Source organism: Vibrio sp. TBV020, assembly GCF_046056895.1.
Lineage (GTDB): Bacteria > Pseudomonadota > Gammaproteobacteria > Enterobacterales > Vibrionaceae > Vibrio.
On record NZ_JBEEAQ010000003.1, the window covers coordinates 992,240 to 1,012,457 of the forward strand.

The following is a 20,218-nucleotide window of genomic DNA, read 5'->3' on the forward strand; positions in this document are numbered from 1 at the left end:
AAATTGTCGAATTAAAAACTTTCGACGTGTTTTGACGTGAGAATAATGAGCGTTAGTTCACAATTCGTATCCGAGTTCCTCTTTTGATTTTATGACAAGAGCATGGGTGGTGTGATCACTATTCACTAATTGCAGCGGTTTGAGGCGAAAACCTGTGATTTACTTCTCAGTAATCTCGTCAAAATAAGTCCGTCGAAATTGACGTTGGTTGTAACTAACTGTTTATTCGATAGTTAATTTTTTTAGGATTTGTAAATTTTGAATTAGATCACTTTCGTCAAGGATTAATTTTACGACGAAAAATAACTCGGGCTATTGTGATTACATCTTGATTTTGACGCCTACTTTTCAGGCTTCGCTCCACTTTTAAGGGTAAGTAAGATGTTTAAACAAACTCTCATCGCGACTTCAGTATTAGCAACGTTAGCGGGTTGCGCATCATTTCAGTCTACGGAACAAAATGTAGTTAACTCTCTTGCTGCAAACCTAGACGTTCAATATGAAGTATTAACAAACCACGGTGCTAACGAAGGTTTTGCATGTCAAGACATGGGCGCTGAGTGGGCGTCTTGTAACAAAGTAAACATGACGCTAGTTAACCAAGGTGAAGCGGTTGACTCTAAAGATTGGGCTATTTACTTCCACAGCATTCGTCTGATTCTGGATGTTGAAAACGAACAGTTCAAAATCTCTCGCGTAACGGGTGACCTACACAAGCTAGAACCAACCGATAAGTTTGATGGCTTTGCGGCGGGCGAAGAAGTGGAACTTCCGCTGATTGGCGAATACTGGCAGCTATTTGAAACTGACTTTATGCCAGGCGCGTTTGTTGCTGCACCCAATGCAGAGCCAAAGATGATCGCTTCTCTTAACACAGAAGACGTTGCCTCTTTCGTGACAGGCCTTGAGGGCAACAACCTGAAACGTACGCCAGATGATAACAACGTATTTGCAAACGCTGTGTCTCGATTCGAGAAGAACCAAGACTTAGCGAAACAAGACGTATCAACCACGTTACTACCAACGCCAATGTCTGTTGAAGCAGGTAAAGGTACAGTAGATATCGCGGCGGGTATCGCGCTGCCTAAAGACGCATTCGATGCGACTCAATACGCAGCAATTCAAGATCGTGCAGAAGTGGTAGGTGTGGATGTTCGTGGTGATCTTCCTGTAAGTATCACTGTTGTTCCTGCAGACTTCACTGGTGAATTAGCAAAATCAGGTGCTTACGAAATGAGCATCAAAGGCGACGGTATTGCGATTAAAGCGTTTGACCAAGCAGGTGCTTTCTACGCAGTACAATCTATCTTTGGCCTGATAGACAGCCAAAATGCTGATTCTCTACCACAACTGTCTATTAAAGATGCGCCGCGTTTTGATTACCGTGGTGTGATGGTGGACGTGGCTCGTAACTTCCACTCTAAAGACGCAATCCTTGCAACGCTTGACCAAATGGCAGCGTACAAGATGAACAAACTACACCTTCACCTAACAGATGATGAGGGCTGGCGTTTAGAAATCCCGGGTCTGCCTGAACTGACTGAAGTGGGTGCTAACCGTTGTTTCGATTTGGAAGAGAAAAGCTGTTTACTGCCTCAGCTTGGCTCAGGTGCAACGACAGACAACTTTGGTTCTGGCTTCTTCAGCAAAGCAGACTACGTGGACATCTTGAAATACGCGAAAGCGCGTAACATCGAAGTGATTCCTGAAATCGATATGCCAGCGCACGCTCGTGCAGCAGTGGTATCAATGGAAGCACGTTACGACCGCCTAATGGAAGAAGGTAAAGAAGCAGAAGCGAACGAGTACCGCCTGATGGATCCTCAAGATACATCGAACGTAACGACGGTTCAGTTCTATAACAAGCAAAGCTTCATCAACCCATGTATGGAATCTTCAACTCGCTTTGTTGATAAAGTGATTTCAGAAGTAGCAGCAATGCACCAAGAAGCTGGAGCTCCGCTGACAACTTGGCACTTTGGTGGTGATGAAGCGAAAAACATCAAGCTAGGCGCTGGTTTCCAAGATGTGAATGCTGAAGAAAAAGTAAGCTGGAAGGGTACGATTGACCTGTCTAAACAAGACAAGCCATTCGCACAATCTCCACAATGTCAGACGTTAATTGCAGACGGTACGGTAAGCGACTTTGCTCATCTACCAAGCCACTTTGCAGAAGAAGTTTCTAAGATTGTGGCAGAGAAGGGCATTCCAAACTTCCAAGCTTGGCAAGATGGTCTTAAGTACAGTGAAGGTGAGGAAGCGTTCGCAACCGAAAACACGCGTGTTAATTTCTGGGATGTTCTTTACTGGGGTGGCACATCATCAGTGTACGAGTGGTCTAAGAAAGGTTACGACGTGATCGTTTCTAACCCAGACTACGTGTACATGGACATGCCATACGAAGTTGACCCGAAAGAGCGTGGTTACTACTGGGCAACGCGTGCAACAGATACTCGTAAGATGTTTGGTTTTGCACCTGAGAACATGCCTCAAAACGCAGAAACTTCTGTAGACCGCGATGGTAACGGCTTCACTGGTAAAGGTGAAATCGAAGCGAAGCCTTTCTACGGTCTATCAGCACAGCTTTGGTCTGAGACAGTACGTAACGACGAGCAATACGAGTACATGGTATTCCCTCGCGTATTAGCAGCCGCTGAGCGCGCATGGCACCGTGCTGATTGGGAAAACGACTACAAAGTGGGTGTTGAATACTCGCAAAACTCGAACCTAGTAGACAAAGCTGCGCTAAACCAAGACTACAACCGCTTTGCGAACGTACTTGGACAACGTGAACTGGCGAAGCTAGAAAAAGCAGGTATCGACTACCGCCTACCTGTACCAGGTGCGAAAGTAGAAGATGGAACGCTTTCAATGAACGTTCAGTTCCCAGGTGTTGAGCTTCAATACTCTCTAGATGGTGACAACTGGCTAACTTACGCAGACGACGCTCGTCCAAATGTTAAAAGTGAAGTGTTTATCCGCACTGTCTCTGCAACAGGCGAGAAGACAAGCCGCGTGACTAGCGTGAAGTAATTCCCCCCCTCCCTCTTGTCTTTAAGAGAGGGAAAAACGCCCCGGCCAATAATGGTCGGGCGTTTTTATTTTTGTAGAACTTTTTAAGCAACCTGTGCTTGTTGTTCTTCTACTTGTTCAGCATTACTGATTGGCGTTTCAGCTCCGTGCATCCAACGTACCAATGTATTTGAGAACATCAAAAGAATAACCCCAGATACGGTCGCTGCAATGGCAATACCGCCGAAGATAGGCAATGCACCTAACTCTCCAACGTGTGAACCGATAAGACCTGCAACATAGTTAGCGATTGCATTGAAGCCAAACCACGCACCCATCATTAGCGATGCAAGACGAAGTGGTGCAAGCTTAGTGACAAGCGATAAACCAATAGGTGATAGGCAAAGTTCACCGAGCGTATGGAAGAAGAACGCACCGACAAGCCAAAGCATTGATGTTTTCACTGTCGTATCGCCGCCTTGCTCCATTACTGCACCAACCATACATAGGAAGCCTAGAGCTAAGAAGAATAGGGCAAGCGCAAATTTTACTGGAGAGTTCGGCTCTTTAGGACCCAACTTGACCCAAAGTGCAGCAAGAACAGGCGCAAGGGTAATAATGAAGAACGGGTTCAGCGATTGGAACCAAGCCGCAGGGACTTCAAAACCACCAATCATGCGGTCAGTGTATTGCTGGGTGTAAATATTCATCAGGCCGCCAGCTTGTTCAAAACCTGCCCAGAATACAATTACGAATAGCCCCATCACCAGAATGACCTTTAAGCGATCGACTTCTTGTTTGGTCAGTGGTTGTTTAGTGTCTGATTTCTTTTTCTCTAGATCACGAGTAGCAGCAGGAACAACACCGATGTCACCTAACCATGATTTAGCCAATGTCATCTGCATAACGAGACTGATCAACATACCCAGACCTGCAATTAAAAAGCCTGCTTTCCAGCCGAACTCGTTTGTAACTGAACCAGATGCGACACCTGCGATCAGTGCGCCTAAGTTAATACCCATGTAGAAGATAGTGAACGCACCATCACGGCGGTTGTCACCCTCTTCGTACAAATCACCCACCATAGTCGAGATATTTGGCTTAAACAGACCATTACCAATGATGAGCAAAGCCAAACCAAGGTAGAAGCTGTGTGTCACGCTAAGGCCAATCATGTCAGCAGGTAAAGCGAGTGTGAACTGGCCGATAGCCATTAAAGCACCACCAATCAAAATTGAGCGGCGTTGACCTAGGTAATTGTCGGCCAAGTAACCACCGATCATTGGGGTAATGTAAACAAGTCCAGTATAGATGCCGTAAAGGTCTAGAGCATCTTTAGTCGACCAGCCTAAACCGCCATTCATCGTTGCGTCTGTTAAATAGAGCACTAAGATGGCGCGCATTGCATAGTAGGAGAAGCGTTCCCATAACTCTGTTCCAAATAATAGGAACAGACCTCTAGGGTGTCCGAAAAATTGTTGATGTTGGTTTGTCATAAGTTTTACTAATCTTAGTTATTACAGTTTTTTATTTTTCTCTACATATACTCCTTGGACTAATTGACTGCAAATGAGCAAAATAAAAAGTAACTTCCAATATTTAGTTTAACTTGTTGAATTATAATGAATAATAGTGAGCGTAATGGGGGTTGAGTTCGTGCTACAAACTTAGTTTCCAAAATTGAGTTGGGATTGCCAAATTGTTACGACTATAGGTTTATTGGATGAATTGTTAGTGGAGAAATAAAAAAGGCACCTAGATGGTGCCTTTTTAGATTGGGGAACTGATGCTCTAGTAAGCGTCGTTGTGGACACTTTGGACAGCTCGACCTGATGGGTCTGCCATGTTTTTGAATGATTCATCCCACTCAATGGCTTTAGCTGATGAACATGCTACAGAAGGGCCTCCTGGTACACACTCAGCTGCAGATGGCAGTGGGAACAACTCTTCGAAGATTTCACGGTATACGTAGCCTTCTTTTGTTGTTGGTGTGTTGTACGGGAAGCGGAATGCTGCTGTTTCCATCTGTTGGTCAGTGACTTTGGCTTCTGCCACTTCTTTTAATGTGTCGATCCAGCTGTAACCTACGCCGTCAGAGAACTGCTCTTTCTGACGCCATGCGATTGATTCTGGTAGGTAGTGTTCGAAACACTCACGTAAAATGTGTTTCTCCATTTTACCGTTACCACACATCTTATCTTCAGGGTTTAGACGCATTGCTACATCAATAAACTCTTTATCTAAGAATGGTACACGTCCTTCAACACCCCATGCCGCCAGTGATTTGTTTGCGCGAGCACAATCGAACATGTTCAGAGCCAGTAGCTTACGTACTGTTTCTTCATGGAATTCTTTAGCGTTTGGTGCCTTATGGAAGTATAAGTATCCGCCAAAAATCTCATCCGCACCTTCGCCTGATAGAACCATCTTGATACCCATCGCTTTGATCTTACGACCCATCAGGAACATTGGCGTCGAGGCACGGATGGTTGTTACATCGTAGGTTTCGATATGGTAAATAACGTCGCGAATAGCATCTAGACCTTCTTGAATCGTGTAGGTCATTTCGTGGTGAACCGTACCAATTTGGTCTGCGACTTCACGAGCAGCTTTCAGATCTGGTGCACCTTCCAGGCCTACAGCGAAAGAGTGTAATTGTGGCCACCAAGCTTCAGACTTTTCATCATCTTCGATACGCATAGCCGCAAAACGCTTAGCGACAGCAGAAGTAATTGATGAATCGAGACCACCAGAAAGAAGAACACCATATGGAACGTCAGTCATTAACTGGCGTTTAACTGCAGCTTCTAGTGCTTCTGTTAGCTCTTCTTTGCTTGTGCTGTTACCTTGCACCGCTGCGTACTCGTTCCAGTCACGAATGTAGTAACGTTGTGGCTCAGTGTCTGTTGAACGGTAGTAACAACCAGGTGCAAATTCACTGACTGTTTTACATACAGGAACAAGCGCTTTCATTTCTGAAGCGACGTAGTAGTTCCCGTGCTCATCATGTCCTTGGTAAAGTGGGATAATACCGATGTGGTCACGACCAACTAAGTATTCATCTTTTTCTTCATCGTACAGAACGAATGCGAAGATGCCGTTTAGCTCTTCAAGCAGATCTGCACCCATGTCTTGGTATAGGGCTAGGATTACTTCACAGTCTGAGTCTGTTTGGAAGTCGTACTTACCTTCATAGCGCGCACGAATTTCTTTGTGGTTGTAGATTTCGCCATTAACCGCAAGGATGTGTTTTTTATCAGGGCTGTATAGTGGCTGAGCACCACTGTTTAAACCAACAATTGCCAGACGCTCATGCGCTAGAATTGCTTTTTCTGAAGAATAGATCCCAGACCAGTCTGGTCCACGATGGCGTAGCTTTTTAGACATTTCTAACGCTACTGGACGTAGTGCTTCCGCATCACTCTTGATGTCTAAAATACCAAAAATCGAACACATACAACTTCCCTTTAAAAATACATTAACTTTCTAACTTCAATTTGCCATTCTGATTAAAAAAATCAACCGTGTTTGATTAAAAAAATAATAATACCGACGAATTGGTGAATGGAATTTAATTAATATTGTTTTTTGGTGGATGAATTCTAGGTTTTGTTGGTTATTTAGACAAAGTATAAAAAAGCCGCTCAAAATGAGCGGCTTAGTTTCGCAATGTTGAGATTAATTTACTCGGTTAAATTCAGGCTTTAATTGTTCACATACATGGCGGGCGAAGCCACTGCCTGCCTCACTATAGATGTTGAATGCGGCATCAACACCTCCTTCAATCAGAGCATCAAGCTGATCTGGGTACTCTGCGATTGCTGCTATTTGGCCTTTAAAATTACGACGCTGAAGTTGCTCTAACGCGATTTGATTACCTTGGTGGTGTGGCATTGCTAGTAGAACCAGTTTTACATTGGCTGTGTCTAGGATACGCTCCCAAAAATCTGGGTCGGTTGCATCGCCTGAAATAACATTTCGTCCGTGGGCTTTATGTTGATGAGCTGCATCCTCACGAACTTCGATACCCAAACTGATCTTGCCGTAACGATGTCTAAGTTCATCATAGGCACCGGTACCAATACGGCCCATACCTAGAATCAATACCTGAGCATGGCCAGGATTAATGAGCTGATCGCGAGTATTGAGTTTTTCAGCCGCATGTTCACGTAGCCATCGGCCAGACCGTTGATATAAAGCGTGTCCATGACGATTAATAGGCGCAGCTAGCACAAACGATATTGATACAGCAATCGCAAGAGCAACAAGAATGTCACCACTCATCCAGCCCATCTTAAATGCTAATCCACCGACGATGAGACCAAACTCACTGAAGTTGAATAGGCTTAACGAAGCAAGTAGTGACGTACGGACTCGGAACTTAAACGTGTTTAGCACGAGGAAGTATAGAATGCCTTTTAGAGGTAATAGCAATAGGAATAAAATTGCTAAAGCAAAACCCGATAACGTAGGACTAGCTGATAGACCGATGTTAAGGAAGAAACAGACTAGGAATAGTTCTTTTAAATTGAATAGAGACTTGGAAAGCTCGGACGCTTTTTTATGAGCGGCGAGTAGCATACCTAAAATAAGGGCACCTAAGTCTGGCTTCATGCCAACAAGTTCAAACAGACCGGCACCTGCAACTAGTGCGAAAAAAACGCCGAGTAAGACGAGCATCTCGCCATGTCCAACCCAGTCCAGCATTTTGAAAAACAGAGGTCTTAACAACGGCAGCGCAAATAAAGCGATAGCGTACCACTCGGGAATCTTTCCTGTCGAAGCGGTTAAAAATACTACGGCAAAGATATCTTGCATGACCAAGATACCAATTGCGATGGTACCGTAGGTCGCATTCATTTCCCCTTTTTCCTGTAAAGATTTCACAGCAAAAACGGTACTTGAGAAAGAAAGGGCAAAACCAAGCAAAACGATTTGATCGATCGACATTGCTGCTAAAGAGCTGACACCTAGGAATTTGAAGCAGAAAAGCGCGACACTAAAAATGGCGGTTGATAACAGGTTGTGGATGGTCGCACCGGCCCAAATCTCTTTGGAGAGCAGGGTTTTGATATCTAATTTCAGTCCGATAGTGAATAGCAGTAGGGTGACACCTAGATCGGCTAAGGTAACGATTGTATCGTCACTATGGTATCCCATTGCGTTCAAGCCAAAACCGGCCAGTAGGAATCCGACTAAAGGGGGAAGGTTGCACTTGAGCGCAATAAAGCCAGCTAAAAAAGCCGCTGAAATTAAGATGAGTTCCATAAGTGTGTTATTTCGTCCTAAAAAAAACGGGCTACATGTCGTAGCCCGTTATTCTAACTCAATTAGTTGCTTACTGGGGGAGAAGATTAATCTTCTAACAATTTTTGTAACAAAACGCCATTTAGCATTGCTCGCTTAATCATTGCAAACGCGCCCAGAGTTGGCTGTTTATCGATTTTAGAAGCGACAATTGGCAGTCCGCTATGGAAAGTTGTCAGAGACTGGTTTTCTACGTTACGACGAATCGCAGGGAAAACGATGTCTTCACACTGAGTGATATCACCAGCAATAATCACTTTTTGCGGGTTAAACAAGTTAATAGTGATCGCGATTGCTTTACCTAGCTTGTTACCGACACGTACTAAGCTTTGTTTCGCAAGTTCATCCCCTAAGTTAGCGTGTTCACAAACATCAGAGATATTAATGGTATCAAGCGTCGTTAGGCTTGATTCATAACCTTGTTTAATCAGTTTATTTACTCGTTCAACAATAGCAGGGTTTGCCGCAACCGTTTCCAAACAGCCAAAGTTTCCACACTGACATTGCTCACCAAGTGGGTCAATTTGAATGTGGCCAATCTCACCAACGTTGCGATTGAACCCAAGGAACACCTGACCATTGACGATAATACCAGCACCAGTACCGCGGTGAACACTAACTAGGATAGAGTCTTGGCAGTCTTGGCTCGCCCCAAAATAGTGTTCTGCCAGTGCCATACCACGCACGTCATTGCCAACGAAACATTGTACATGGAAAGACTTATGGATGATCTCAGATAGCGCTAGGTTGTCGATTGGAATATTTGGCATGTACTCAACCACACCCGTTTCTGGGTTTACTAGGCCAGGAAGCGTAACGCCAATGGCGATTAGCTGATTGATTGAGCTTTGATGCGTTTGAATAAACTGCTTGAGCTGTGTGAGTAAGCCTTCAATCAGTTCATCTTGAGTTGTGTAGAAAAACTCACAGTAGTCTGCAGCAAGCTCCTTTCCACCTAAATCGTAAAGGCTGAACTGAATATAGTCACGGCCAAGACGAATAGCGACTGAGTGAAACGGTTCTACTTCTGTGGTGAGTGAGATCGCACGACGACCACCAGTAGAAGCTTGCTGCGCGACCTCTTTAATTAGGCCGCGCTCTAAAAGTTGGCGGGTTATTTTTGTAACACTTGCAGGCGCAAGTTGACTGACGTCTGCAACTTGGATCCTAGAAATAGGCCCTTGTTGGTCAATGAGTCTGTAAACTGCTGCGCTATTTAGTTGTTTTACTAAATCTACGTTACCTATCTGTCCGCCATTCATTCTTAATTTTGCTCGTATTGTCCGTTAACAATTGTCGCTTGAACATTGAAGTCACGATCAAATACAGTGAGGTTTGCAACCATACCTTTCTTAACTCGGCCTAGTTGCTCTTCAACACCAATTGCTTTAGCAGGGTACAGAGTAGCCATGCGCAGTGCTTCGTCCAGAGCGATTCCGACGTGCTCAACAGTATTTTGAACTGCTTCAATCATTGTAAGTGCTGAGCCGCCTAGTGTGCCGTTTTCATCAACACACTTACCATCACGGTAATATACTTTCTTACCTACAAAAATAAAGTAATCCATGTCAGCGCCTGCAGGAGCTGTGGCATCGGTCACTAATACTAATTTTTCGCCCTTAATTTTGTGAGCGATACGAATATTTGCATAATCAACGTGGAAGCCATCAGCGATGATGCCTGCGTATACGTCTTGTGTATCGTAGATCGCGCCTACAACGCCTGGCTCACGGCCAACCATAGGTGTCATTGCGTTGAATAGGTGAGTAGCAAATGTGATACCAGCATCGAAGCCACGGCGTGCTTCTGCGTAAGTTGCATTCGTGTGACCAATAGACACGACGATACCAGCTTGTTTTAGACGCTCAATGTGAGCAGCTTCGTTGTGCTCAGGTGCTAGGGTTACTTTTGCGATTACGTCAGCGTTCTCACACATGAAATCAATCATGCTGTCATCCGAAGGGCGGATGAAATCAACGCTGTGAATACCTTTTTTCGCAACGTTAAGGTAAGGACCTTCTAAGTGTAAACCAAGAGATTGGTTTTGGTATTTAGCGTGGTAGTCACGTGCTGCTGCAACCGCTTGACGCATATCTTCGTCAGACGAAGTGATCAAAGTCGGTAGGAAGCTAGTACAGCCAGACTTTAGGTTTGCTTCATGCATGATCTGCATTGTTTCAGCTGTGATTTCATCATTCAGCATTACGCCGCCACAACCGTTTAACTGTAAGTCAATGAAACCTGGGCTAAGGTTAGCGCCGTTTAGATCTCGAGTTTCAATGCCTTCAGGTAGCTCCGAGATTGGACATACAGCATCAATAAGGTTGTTGTTAATGATAACAGCATGTTCAACGAGGACGTCGCTGCCGGTAAAGATTTTACAGTTAGTTAGCGCATACATGGTTAGCTAATCCTTATAGGTTAGATTCTTAATACTTTTTAGCCGCCTAAATGAAGTGAGCTCAACGAAAAGCAGTACTTTATTTGTAGCCTTCAATTAGGTCGCAAAATATCTTTAGCAAACGGAAAAATGAGTCGTCTAAAATCGATGTTAGCTCTGGCTGCTATTGAGTTCACTAGAGGTTTGGGAATATCCCCGAACCTTGCTTGATGCTAGATCTAGCAACACTCACGGCCTATTTCTGTTAGATAAGAGTAACTCGATTTCACTCTAATGATTGCTATTTTTTTGGATTGTAAAATAAGTTTTATGATCTCGCTAGCAAAAACCTCGGATATTGGCAGTTTCTGGTGATTAGGATCACAAATGGTGAGGTTTTAATTTGCGGAGCAAAATTAATATCATAAACTGAACAGGACTAAATTGAGCGGCTAAAAAAAGTAGCTCAACCAAAATACAAAATCCTATAGGGGGAACTTAAGGTGAATATTCTTGGATATGCGCAAAAGCTAGGTAAAGCTCTTATGCTACCTATCGCAACGCTTCCAGTTGCGGCGCTCTTACTACGTTTAGGTCAAGGTGACCTTCTTGATATCCCATTCATGGCGCAAGCTGGTGGTGCTATCTTCGGTCAACTACCTCTTCTATTCGGTCTAGGTATCGCGATTGGTCTTTCTAAAGACGGTCAAGGTGCTGCTGGCCTAGCTGGCGCGGTTGCGTACTTCGTACTAACAGCGACAGCAACAACAATCAACGCTGACGTTAACATGTCATTCTTTGGTGGTATCATCGCTGGTATCATTGCTGGTCACTCTTACAACGCTTTCCATGCTACACGTCTTCCTGAGTGGTTGGCATTCTTCTCTGGCAAACGTCTAGTACCAATCATGGCTGGTCTATTCGCGCTAGTAGCAGGTGCTGTTTCTGGTGTTGTATGGCCAACTATCCAAGGCGGTCTTGACGCACTAGCACACGCTGTTTCTACTTCAGGTGCAATTGGTCAGTTTGTTTACGGTACTCTTAACCGTGCACTTATCCCTGTAGGTCTTCACCACGTTCTTAACTCTTACTTCTGGTTCGGTATGGGTACGTGTCAAGAAGTTCTAGTTACTGGTGCTCAAGCTGCTGGTCAAGCTCTTCCTGCTCTACAACAGCTTTGTGTAGACCCAGCTCTAGCTAAGACTCTTGTTGCTGGTCAATCACACACATTCGAATTCGCTAACTCTGTAACTCCAGAAATCACTGCAACTGTTAAAGAAGTAACTGAAACAGTTAAATCTGGTGACCTACACCGTTACTTCGGCGGCGACAAGTCTGCTGGCGTATTCATGAACGGCTTCTTCCCTGTAATGATGTTCGGTCTACCTGGTGCAGCTCTAGCTATGTACCTAGCAGCTCCAGCTGAAAAACGTAGCCAAGTTGGTGGTGCACTATTCTCAGTAGGTTTCTGTTCATTCCTAACAGGTATCACAGAGCCACTAGAATTCATGTTCGTATTCCTAGCTCCAGCTCTATACGCAATGCACGCTGTATTCACTGGTCTATCTCTAGTTGTTGCTAACATGTTTGGTACGCTACACGGCTTCGGTTTCTCTGCTGGTCTAATCGACTTCATCCTGAACTGGGGTCTAGCAACTAAGCCTGTAACTCTACTACTAATCGGTCTAGGCTTCGGTGCTCTATACTTCTTCACATTCTCGTTCGCTATCCGCGCATTCAACCTGAAATCTCCAGGTCGTGAAGATGACGACGAAGAAGCTGGCGCAGCTCCTGCAGGTGAAGCGAAGAACGGCGACCTAGCGCGTCAATACCTAAAAGCTCTAGGTGGTCACGACAACCTAACTTCAATCGACGCTTGTATCACTCGTCTACGTCTTACTCTAAAAGACCGCTCTGTAGCTGACGAAGTAGTACTTAAGAAGCTTGGTGCGAAAGGTGTTGTTAAACTAGGCGAGAACAACCTTCAAGTTATCCTTGGTCCTCTAGCTGAAATCGTTGCTGGCGAAATGAAAGCAATCGGTGCTAACGAAGACCTATCTGATGTAAAACTTCCTTAGTAACGACTTGTTAATAAGTAAGTGATAAAAGCCTCCTTCGGGAGGCTTTTTTACGTTTGGAGCTTTAGGTTGGGGGAACAATGCTAGCTTCTTAACCAGACAATGAAAAAAAAAGTGTTTTCAGTCGAGATATTGTTGTGTAATCCACCATAATTGTGGATCATTAGACGTTATGTACTTGACGGTTACTGATGTCGTCAAAGTAAAGAATTATCTGAACAATACTACAACAATTGAGGTGCTATAGATGAGTGAAGCTGAGGCTCGTCCATCGAATTTCATTCGCCAAATCATCGATAAAGATTTAGCGGATGGTACACACACAAGCGTGCATACTCGTTTCCCGCCAGAGCCAAACGGTTATCTGCATATCGGTCACGCTAAGTCAATTTGCTTGAACTTTGGTATTGCTCAGGACTACCAGGGCCAGTGTAATCTACGTTTTGATGACACTAACCCAGAAAAAGAAGACGTTGAATACGTTGAGTCAATTAAGAATGATGTGAGCTGGTTGGGCTTCGAGTGGAGTGGTGATGTATGTTACTCATCAAACTACTTCGACAAGCTATACGGCTACGCAGTGGAATTAATTAACAAAGGCTTAGCGTACGTTGAAGAGCTAAGTCCTGAGCAGATCCGCGAGTACCGTGGAACACTTACCGAACCTGGTAAGCCAAGCCCGTACCGTGACCGTACGCCAGAAGAGAACCTAGCGCTATTTGAAAAGATGCGTGATGGTGGCTTTGAAGAAGGTAAAGCGTGTCTACGTGCAAAGATTGACCTAGCGTCTTCTTTCATCGTGCTGCGTGATCCAGTTCTATATCGCGTTCGTTTTGCAGAACATCACCAAACAGGTGATAAGTGGTGCATTTACCCAATGTATGACTTCACCCACTGTATCTCGGATGCACTAGAAGGCATTACGCACTCTATTTGTACGCTTGAATTCCAAGACAACCGTCGCCTATATGATTGGGTTCTAGACAACATTACTATTGATTGTCAGCCTCGTCAGTACGAGTTCAGCCGTCTGAACCTAGAATACACGGTAATGTCTAAGCGTAAGCTAAACCAACTAGTGACTGAGAAATTAGTCGACGGTTGGGATGACCCTCGTATGCCTACTATCTCAGGCCTACGTCGTCGTGGTTTTACTTCTGCGTCTATTCGTGAATTCTGTAAGCGCATCGGTGTGACTAAGCAAGACAACATGATTGAAATGGGCTCACTAGAGTCTTGTATTCGTGATGACTTGAACGAAAACGCACCTCGTGCAATGGCGGTACTTGATCCAGTTAAGATCGTTATTGAAAACTTCGAGGAAGGTAAGGTTGAGTCACTAACTGTAGCAAACCACCCGAACAAACCTGAAATGGGTGAGCGTGAAGTACCATTTACTCGTGAAGTATGGATTGAACGTGAAGACTTCCGTGAAGAAGCGAACAAGAAGTACAAGCGTCTTGTTCTAGGTAAAGAAGTTCGCCTACGTGGTGCATATGTGATCAAAGCTGAGCGTATCGAGAAAGATGCTGAAGGCAACATCACGACTATCTTCTGTACTTACGATAACGAAACACTAGGCAAGAACCCTGCGGATGGTCGTAAAGTAAAAGGTGTTATCCATTGGGTTTCAGCTGATAAAGGTCTTCCTGCAGAGATTCGTTTGTACGATCGCCTATTTACAGTGCCTAATCCAGCGGCTGCGGATAACTTTGCAGAGACGATTAACCCTGATTCTCTTGTTAAGCTAAATGGCTTTGTTGAGCCAAGCCTAGCAAATGCAGAAGCAGAGGCTGGTTTCCAGTTTGAGCGTATGGGTTACTTCTGTGCTGATGCAAAAGACTCTAAAGCAGATGCACTAGTGTTTAACCGCACTGTTGGTCTTCGTGATACTTGGGCTAAAATTGAAGCTAAGTAAACGAATCCGCTAAAATGAAAAATGCCAGTCATATGACTGGCATTTTTGTATCTAAACCCTGTAGATAAAAGAAAAGCGCCCATTGAGCTTAGGCGCTTTCTTTCTAAGATTACTTCTTCGGCTTGTGAGCGTCAGGGTTATCTTTACAGCTTCCGTCACCACATTTGCCGTAAAGGTAAAGGCTGTGGTTAGTAAGCGTCACATTGTATTTTTCAGCGATTTCTTTTTGACGTTCTTCGATGATGTCATCAGAAAACTCGATTACCTCACCACAATCTAGACATACTAGATGGTCATGGTGATGCTGAGTTGATAATTCAAACACTGATTTTCCACCTTCGAAATGGTGGCGAGTCACAATACCTGCATCATCAAATTGGTTTAATACACGATAAACGGTCGCTAGACCGATTTCTTCACCTAAATCGATCAGCTTCTTATACAGTTCTTCAGCACTGATATGTTGGCAGTCCGGTTGCTGTAGTACTTCTAAAATTTTCAGTCTTGGAAGGGTAACTTTAAGACCAGCATCCTTTAGCGCTTGGTTATTGTCTGACATATACTTTCCTGTTGATGAGCTGCAGTAATTAACAGAATCCAATATTCCTATCATTATAGGGTACTACACAATAACAATAAACCACGAACTTCAAGGGGTTACTACTATTTTTTTATAAAGTAGTGCGATGTCACTGATATACGACATCCGACCAGTTACAATATGTTAACATCTAAAGGAGATAAGGACTTCGGGACTGAGGATGAATAAGTCATTAGCGAGAATATACAAACCTAACATTGTTAAATTTGCCCTCAACATTTGGCCTCCATTTTGGGGAGCAGGGATTAAAATCTTGTCGATCAGTGATGATTTTCGTGAAGTTCAAATGCGGCTGAAGTTACGTTGGTGGAATAAGAACGCGAACCGTACCCAGTATGGAGGGAGCATCTTCTCGCTGACTGACCCAGTTTACTCATTAATGTTAATGGGCATTCTGGGAGAGCAATACTACGTATGGGATAAAGAGGCGAGCATCAACTTTATTAAACCTGGGCAGAGTGACCTTTTTGCTGAGTTTGTTGTGAGTCAAGATAAGTTACAAGACATTCTTAATCAAACGGCAAACGGGGATAAGTGCTTCCCTGAATTTATCACATATGTGAAAGACAAGAATGGCACTGTGGTGTCTGAAGTGCAGCGCAAACTTTATGTACGCAAAAAGCCAAAGTATCGAGAAGAGAGTGAAGAGCAGCTGGCTTAGGCATAAAGCTGTGTTGGATAAGATACAAAAAAACCTCCCATAGGGAGGTTTTTCTATTGAGGTACTAGAAATATTAGTCTTCTAGTTCAGCTAAGCACATCTCTTCGTGGATTTGCTTACACCAGCTGTTCACGCGCTCTTCAGTTAGTTCAGGTTGACGATCTTCGTCAATACACAGACCAACAAACTGGCTGTCGTCGCCCTCAACAAGACCTTTCGATGCTTCGAATTCGTAGCCTTCTGTTGAAGTGTAACCTAGGATAGTGCCGCCTTTCGCTTCAACGATGTCACGAACCGTGCCCATCGCATCACAGAAGTATTCAGCGTAATCTTCCTGGTCACCACAACCAAAGATTGCTACTAGCTTAGTTGAGAAGTCGATTTGCTCAAGTTCAGGGAAGAAGTCATCCCAGTCACATTGCGCTTCACCATAGTACCAAGTTGGGATACCTAGAAGCAGAAGATCGAAATTATCGATATCTTCTTTGCTGCTTTTTGCAATGTCTTGAACGTGAACTAGTTGTTTACCTAGTTGCTTTTGAATCATCTTTGCAACGGCTTCAGTGTTACCTGTATCGCTACCAAAGAAGATGCCTACACTTGCCATAGATTCGTTACCTTTACTATTTTCTGCTGTGAGACCGGTTTATCAACCGATACCACCACCTTCCCAACTAAGCTGAATAATGCCTTTAGCAATAAAACCAGCACAGCCAAGGAACAGGACTAACCATACAATGCGACGACCGAAAGGGGGGACGTTACCCGCTTTTAAGACATCTTTTATTGCCATACCAATTAAGAAAAAGATAGACGCAAAAAGAAGATCGAGACCAATTGACTCGAGCATGTTCATGTAGTCGTAAAGCATGGGATCCCTTTATGCCAAATTACTTGCGCGGAACTATACCACTGTTAACCAATAAAGTTAACGGCCATAGCGTTACAGATCTCTCATTCTCTTTTAGGCGATGAACTTACGAATAGCGCGCAGCACTTCAGCGGGCTTTTCAGCATGGAGCCAATGGCCAGTATTGGCAATAACATGGGCTTTAGCATTTGAGAACTGCTTTTGTACTTCCCCTTGGTGTTCAGCCGTCAAGTAATCAGAATCACCACCCTTAATAAACAAGGTTGGGGTTGCAATAGGTGTAATAGGCTCCCAGCCTAGGATATGCCGGTAGTTGTCCCAAAGGCTATTTACATTAAAGCGCCACGCTAAGTGCTCACCATTGTTAAACAGTGACTTACTAAGAAACTGCCTAACACCTTCAAGCTCGATATGTTCAGATAAGATCTCTAGGGCTTGTTTTCGATTGGCAGGCTTTTGGGCCATAACGGCTTTTAGTCCATCGAATACGTTGTCGTGACGACTTTGCGTGTATTTAACTGGCGCCATATCGAGTACTAGCAGCTTGGCAATGTTGTCTCGGTCATTGTCAGCCAGTTTCATTGCAACTTTACCGCCCATTGAATGGCCTACAATTGTGTATTGCGCTAGTCCTAGGTGTTGAATTAGGTCAAGAACATCTTGCGCCATCGCAGCATAGTTGTGTTCATCACTATGCAGTGAAAGGCCGTGATTACGTAGGTCAATACTAACGACTTGATGATCTTTTTTTAGATCTCTCGCGAGCAAGCCTAAGTTATCTAAGTTTCCAAATAATCCATGGATCAGAACAATGGTGTGACCCTCACCTTCGACTTTATAGTTGAGCAGATGTGACATTTTATTCTATTCGTTACAGGTAAACCGTAGAGTCTCTTTAAAGATCTCGCTATAATCCCCCAGAGTTTAAACATAGAGATTGTGAAAAGCGAATGAAAACAATTGAGGTTGATGAGGATCTATACCGTTACATCGCAAGTCAAACCCAGGACATCGGTGAAAGTGCTTCGGACATTTTACGTCGTCTATTAATGACAGACGCTAAAGCTCCTGCTCCAGCAGCACAGCCGCAGGTTATGGCGCAACCAAAAGGTGTAGTGGTTAGCAAAGATGCAATTAAAGAAGAGTCTGTAGATAGTGTGAAAGAAATGCGCTCGCTGCTTATTTCTGACGAATTTGCAGGCCTTAAGAAAGCGATTGATCGTTTTATGCTGGTTCTAGCGACACTGCATCACATTAACCCGAGTGATTTCTCTGAAGCGACGCAAGTAAAAGGCCGCAAGCGCGTTTACTTTGCAGATAATGAGCAGACACTATTGGCTAACGGTAACACGACTAAGCCAAAGGCAATTCCGGGCTCGCCGTTTTGGGTTATCACCAATAACAACACTAGCCGTAAGAGGCAGATGGTTGACCAACTGATGGCAAGGATGAACTTCCCATCAGACTTAATTGAGAAGGTCACCAACTCAATTTAAAGAATTCTGATTTAAACCTCATAATGTACTGTTTACATAACGTATTATGAGGTTTTTTTATTTCTAATAATTTTAAGAAAGGATGTCAAAATGGCTATACACCCACGAGCGGGAGAAAAAGCTCAGCAGCAAGACCTACACAATATTCCAGCCCTCGTCGCAAACTACTTCCTACTTCAACCAGACCCATCGAACTCAGATCATAAAGTAGAATTCGGTACATCTGGTCACCGTGGTACAGCGGATAAATCAACGTTTAATGAACACCACATTTTAGCGATTGCTCAAGCAGTTGCAGAAGTACGCGCAGCAAAGGGTACGACGGGGCCACTGTTTGTAGGTAAAGATACGCATGCTTTGTCAGAGCCTGCTTTTTCAACTGTTGTTGAAGTTCTTATTGCTAACGGTGTACAAGTGATTGTTCAACAAGACAATGGCTATACTCCAACTCCGGGTGTTTCACACGCTATTTTGACCCACAACCTTAAGCATGATGAAAAAGCAGATGGCATTGTAATTACTCCATCGCACAATCCACCACAAGACGGCGGTATCAAATACAACCCAACACACGGTGGTCCTGCTGAAGGTGAACTAACACAAGCTATTCAAGATCGCGCTAACGTACTAATCGCTGAAGGTCTTCAAGGCGTAAAACGTATGCCACTTGACCAAGCGAAAGCATCTGACTTGTTTAAAGAACTTGATCTGGTTAAGCCATATATTGATGACCTAGTGAATGTTATTGATATGGAAGCGATCCAAAAATCTGGCCTTAAGCTTGGTGTCGATCCACTAGGCGGTAGTGGTATCGATTATTGGCGCCAAATTGGTCAAGCGTACAATCTTGATCTTACATTGGTAAGCGAAGCAATTGATCCATCGTTCCAGTTTATGTCGCTAGATAAAGATGGTGTGGTTCGTATGGACTGTTCATCTCCGTACGCAATGGCTGGGTTGCTGGCGCTAAAAGATGAGTATGATCTAGCGTTTGGTAATGACCCAGATTATGACCGCCACGGTATCGTGACGCCAAAAGGCTTGATGAACCCAAATCACTTCCTAGCGGTATGTATTGATTACCTATATCGTAACCGTGAAGGTTGGGGTGAAGATGTAGCAGTGGGTAAGACGCTAGTTTCAAGCGCACTAATCGACCGTGTGGTAGCCGATCTTGGCCGTGAGCTTTGTGAAGTACCTGTAGGCTTCAAGTGGTTCGTTGATGGTCTTTACGAGGGTAAATTCGGTTTTGGTGGTGAAGAGTCGGCAGGCGCTTCTTTCCTACGTAAAGATGGTACGCCTTGGTCAACGGATAAAGATGGCATCATTCTATGTCTACTCGCTGCTGAAATTACAGCGGTAACAGGTAAGAACCCTCAAGATTACTATGAAGAGCTGGCTGCAAAGCATGGTGCTTCTGAATACAACCGTATTCAAGCTGTGGCGAATGGCCCGCAAAAAGAGGTACTGAAGAAGCTATCAGCCGAGATGGTAACCGCTGAAACTTTAGCGGGTGATGCGATTACAGCTCGTTTAACTCATGCTCCTGGTAATGGCGCTGCAATTGGTGGTCTTAAGGTGACGACAGAGAACGGTTGGTTTGCTGCACGTCCATCTGGTACAGAAGATATTTACAAGATCTACTGTGAGAGCTTTAAAGGTGCTGAGCACTTAAAGCAAATTGAAGCGGAAGCGCAAGAGATCGTAAATCAGGTATTTGCTAACGCAGGCCTGTAATTCATACTGCTAAATCTCTTATCAAGGGCTGACATTATGTCGGCCCTTTTTTATTTGGAAGTTAGCACTGGCCTTCTCCCTAAGGGGAATAACTTGTCATTCCTTAGAGAGAAGAATGAACGAGTAAGGAATCTCATACCATTTTCTTTTCGCTTGA

15 protein-coding genes are annotated in these 20,218 nt (G+C 44.1%); 6 read left to right on the forward strand and 9 right to left on the reverse strand.

Annotated elements, in window-relative coordinates:
- The first annotated feature begins 381 nt into the window (after positions 1–381).
- On the forward strand, positions 382–3,033 hold the full coding sequence (locus tag AAFX28_RS12520; protein ID WP_408688082.1) for a beta-N-acetylhexosaminidase: 2,652 nt from the start codon (positions 382–384) through the stop codon (positions 3,031–3,033).
- 83 nt (positions 3,034–3,116) lie between these two features.
- Here AAFX28_RS12520 and AAFX28_RS12525 read toward each other — a convergent pair whose 3' ends face one another.
- The 5 genes from AAFX28_RS12525 to nagA form a co-directional block, all read right to left on the reverse strand.
- On the reverse strand, positions 3,117–4,508 hold the full coding sequence (locus AAFX28_RS12525) for a peptide MFS transporter (protein ID WP_408688083.1): 1,392 nt from the start codon (positions 4,506–4,508) through the stop codon (positions 3,117–3,119).
- A gap of 295 nt (positions 4,509–4,803) precedes the next feature.
- Positions 4,804–6,468: an asparagine synthase B gene (asnB, locus tag AAFX28_RS12530; RefSeq protein ID WP_408688084.1), complete on the reverse strand. Its 1,665-nt coding sequence runs from the start codon at positions 6,466–6,468 to the stop codon at positions 4,804–4,806.
- Between the two features lie 222 nt (positions 6,469–6,690).
- Positions 6,691–8,280, reverse strand: coding sequence for a cation:proton antiporter (locus AAFX28_RS12535; RefSeq protein ID WP_408688086.1), 1,590 nt, complete (start codon positions 8,278–8,280; stop codon positions 6,691–6,693).
- A gap of 86 nt (positions 8,281–8,366) precedes the next feature.
- Positions 8,367–9,581 (reverse strand): ROK family protein, encoded by a 1,215-nt coding sequence (locus AAFX28_RS12540; protein ID WP_408688087.1) that lies wholly within the window; start codon positions 9,579–9,581, stop codon positions 8,367–8,369.
- A gap of 2 nt (positions 9,582–9,583) precedes the next feature.
- Entirely contained in the window at positions 9,584–10,720 is a 1,137-nt protein-coding gene (nagA, locus tag AAFX28_RS12545; protein ID WP_408688089.1) for an N-acetylglucosamine-6-phosphate deacetylase, read from the reverse strand.
- Positions 10,721–11,202: 482 nt separating this feature from the next.
- Here nagA and nagE point away from each other — a divergent pair, with 482 nt between their 5' ends.
- Positions 11,203–12,777: an N-acetylglucosamine-specific PTS transporter subunit IIBC gene (gene nagE / locus AAFX28_RS12550; protein ID WP_408688090.1), complete on the forward strand. Its 1,575-nt coding sequence runs from the start codon at positions 11,203–11,205 to the stop codon at positions 12,775–12,777.
- 247 nt (positions 12,778–13,024) lie between these two features.
- Positions 13,025–14,695, forward strand: a complete 1,671-nt coding sequence (gene glnS, locus AAFX28_RS12555) for a glutamine--tRNA ligase (RefSeq protein ID WP_408688092.1) — start codon at positions 13,025–13,027, stop codon at positions 14,693–14,695.
- 109 nt (positions 14,696–14,804) lie between these two features.
- On the opposite strand, the gene fcrX is transcribed toward glnS, so the two are convergent.
- Positions 14,805–15,254 carry a ferric iron uptake transcriptional regulator FcrX gene (gene fcrX / locus AAFX28_RS12560; protein ID WP_408688094.1) on the reverse strand — a complete coding sequence of 150 codons (450 nt, stop codon included), beginning with the start codon at positions 15,252–15,254 and terminating at the stop codon, positions 14,805–14,807.
- A gap of 202 nt (positions 15,255–15,456) precedes the next feature.
- Between fcrX and AAFX28_RS12565 the strand changes: the two genes are divergently transcribed.
- Positions 15,457–15,957 carry a DUF4442 domain-containing protein gene (locus AAFX28_RS12565; RefSeq protein ID WP_408688096.1) on the forward strand — a complete coding sequence of 167 codons (501 nt, stop codon included), beginning with the start codon at positions 15,457–15,459 and terminating at the stop codon, positions 15,955–15,957.
- 73 nt (positions 15,958–16,030) lie between these two features.
- On the opposite strand, the gene fldA is transcribed toward AAFX28_RS12565, so the two are convergent.
- The 3 genes from fldA to AAFX28_RS12580 form a co-directional block, all read right to left on the reverse strand.
- Positions 16,031–16,564, reverse strand: coding sequence for a flavodoxin FldA (fldA, locus tag AAFX28_RS12570; protein ID WP_272786581.1), 534 nt, complete (start codon positions 16,562–16,564; stop codon positions 16,031–16,033).
- Between the two features lie 42 nt (positions 16,565–16,606).
- On the reverse strand, positions 16,607–16,828 hold the full coding sequence (locus AAFX28_RS12575; RefSeq protein ID WP_004413180.1) for a DUF2788 domain-containing protein: 222 nt from the start codon (positions 16,826–16,828) through the stop codon (positions 16,607–16,609).
- 93 nt (positions 16,829–16,921) lie between these two features.
- Entirely contained in the window at positions 16,922–17,686 is a 765-nt protein-coding gene (locus AAFX28_RS12580; protein WP_408688098.1) for an alpha/beta fold hydrolase, read from the reverse strand.
- Positions 17,687–17,778: 92 nt separating this feature from the next.
- On the opposite strand from AAFX28_RS12580, the gene seqA reads away from it, so the two are divergent.
- Positions 17,779–18,324, forward strand: a complete 546-nt coding sequence (gene seqA, locus AAFX28_RS12585) for a replication initiation negative regulator SeqA (RefSeq protein ID WP_408688100.1) — start codon at positions 17,779–17,781, stop codon at positions 18,322–18,324.
- Positions 18,325–18,414: 90 nt separating this feature from the next.
- Entirely contained in the window at positions 18,415–20,061 is a 1,647-nt protein-coding gene (gene pgm / locus AAFX28_RS12590) for a phosphoglucomutase (alpha-D-glucose-1,6-bisphosphate-dependent) (protein WP_408688101.1), read from the forward strand.
- Positions 20,062–20,218 lie beyond the last annotated feature (157 nt).

Bases quoted from the DNA above. Each gene is read 5' to 3' on its own strand.
- AAFX28_RS12520 (WP_408688082.1), top strand. From the start codon at position 382: ATGTTTAAACAAACTCTCATCGCGACTTCAGTATTAGCAACGTTAGCG.
- AAFX28_RS12525 (WP_408688083.1), bottom strand. From the start codon at position 4,508: ATGACAAACCAACATCAACAATTTTTCGGACACCCTAGAGGTCTGTTC.
- asnB (WP_408688084.1), bottom strand. From the start codon at position 6,468: ATGTGTTCGATTTTTGGTATTTTAGACATCAAGAGTGATGCGGAAGCA.
- AAFX28_RS12535 (WP_408688086.1), bottom strand. From the start codon at position 8,280: ATGGAACTCATCTTAATTTCAGCGGCTTTTTTAGCTGGCTTTATTGCG.
- AAFX28_RS12540 (WP_408688087.1), bottom strand. From the start codon at position 9,581: ATGAATGGCGGACAGATAGGTAACGTAGATTTAGTAAAACAACTAAAT.
- nagA (WP_408688089.1), bottom strand. From the start codon at position 10,720: ATGTATGCGCTAACTAACTGTAAAATCTTTACCGGCAGCGACGTCCTC.
- glnS (WP_408688092.1), top strand. From the start codon at position 13,025: ATGAGTGAAGCTGAGGCTCGTCCATCGAATTTCATTCGCCAAATCATC.
- fcrX (WP_408688094.1), bottom strand. From the start codon at position 15,254: ATGTCAGACAATAACCAAGCGCTAAAGGATGCTGGTCTTAAAGTTACC.
- AAFX28_RS12565 (WP_408688096.1), top strand. From the start codon at position 15,457: ATGAATAAGTCATTAGCGAGAATATACAAACCTAACATTGTTAAATTT.
- fldA (WP_272786581.1), bottom strand. From the start codon at position 16,564: ATGGCAAGTGTAGGCATCTTCTTTGGTAGCGATACAGGTAACACTGAA.
- AAFX28_RS12575 (WP_004413180.1), bottom strand. From the start codon at position 16,828: ATGCTTTACGACTACATGAACATGCTCGAGTCAATTGGTCTCGATCTT.
- AAFX28_RS12580 (WP_408688098.1), bottom strand. From the start codon at position 17,686: ATGTCACATCTGCTCAACTATAAAGTCGAAGGTGAGGGTCACACCATT.
- seqA (WP_408688100.1), top strand. From the start codon at position 17,779: ATGAAAACAATTGAGGTTGATGAGGATCTATACCGTTACATCGCAAGT.
- pgm (WP_408688101.1), top strand. From the start codon at position 18,415: ATGGCTATACACCCACGAGCGGGAGAAAAAGCTCAGCAGCAAGACCTA.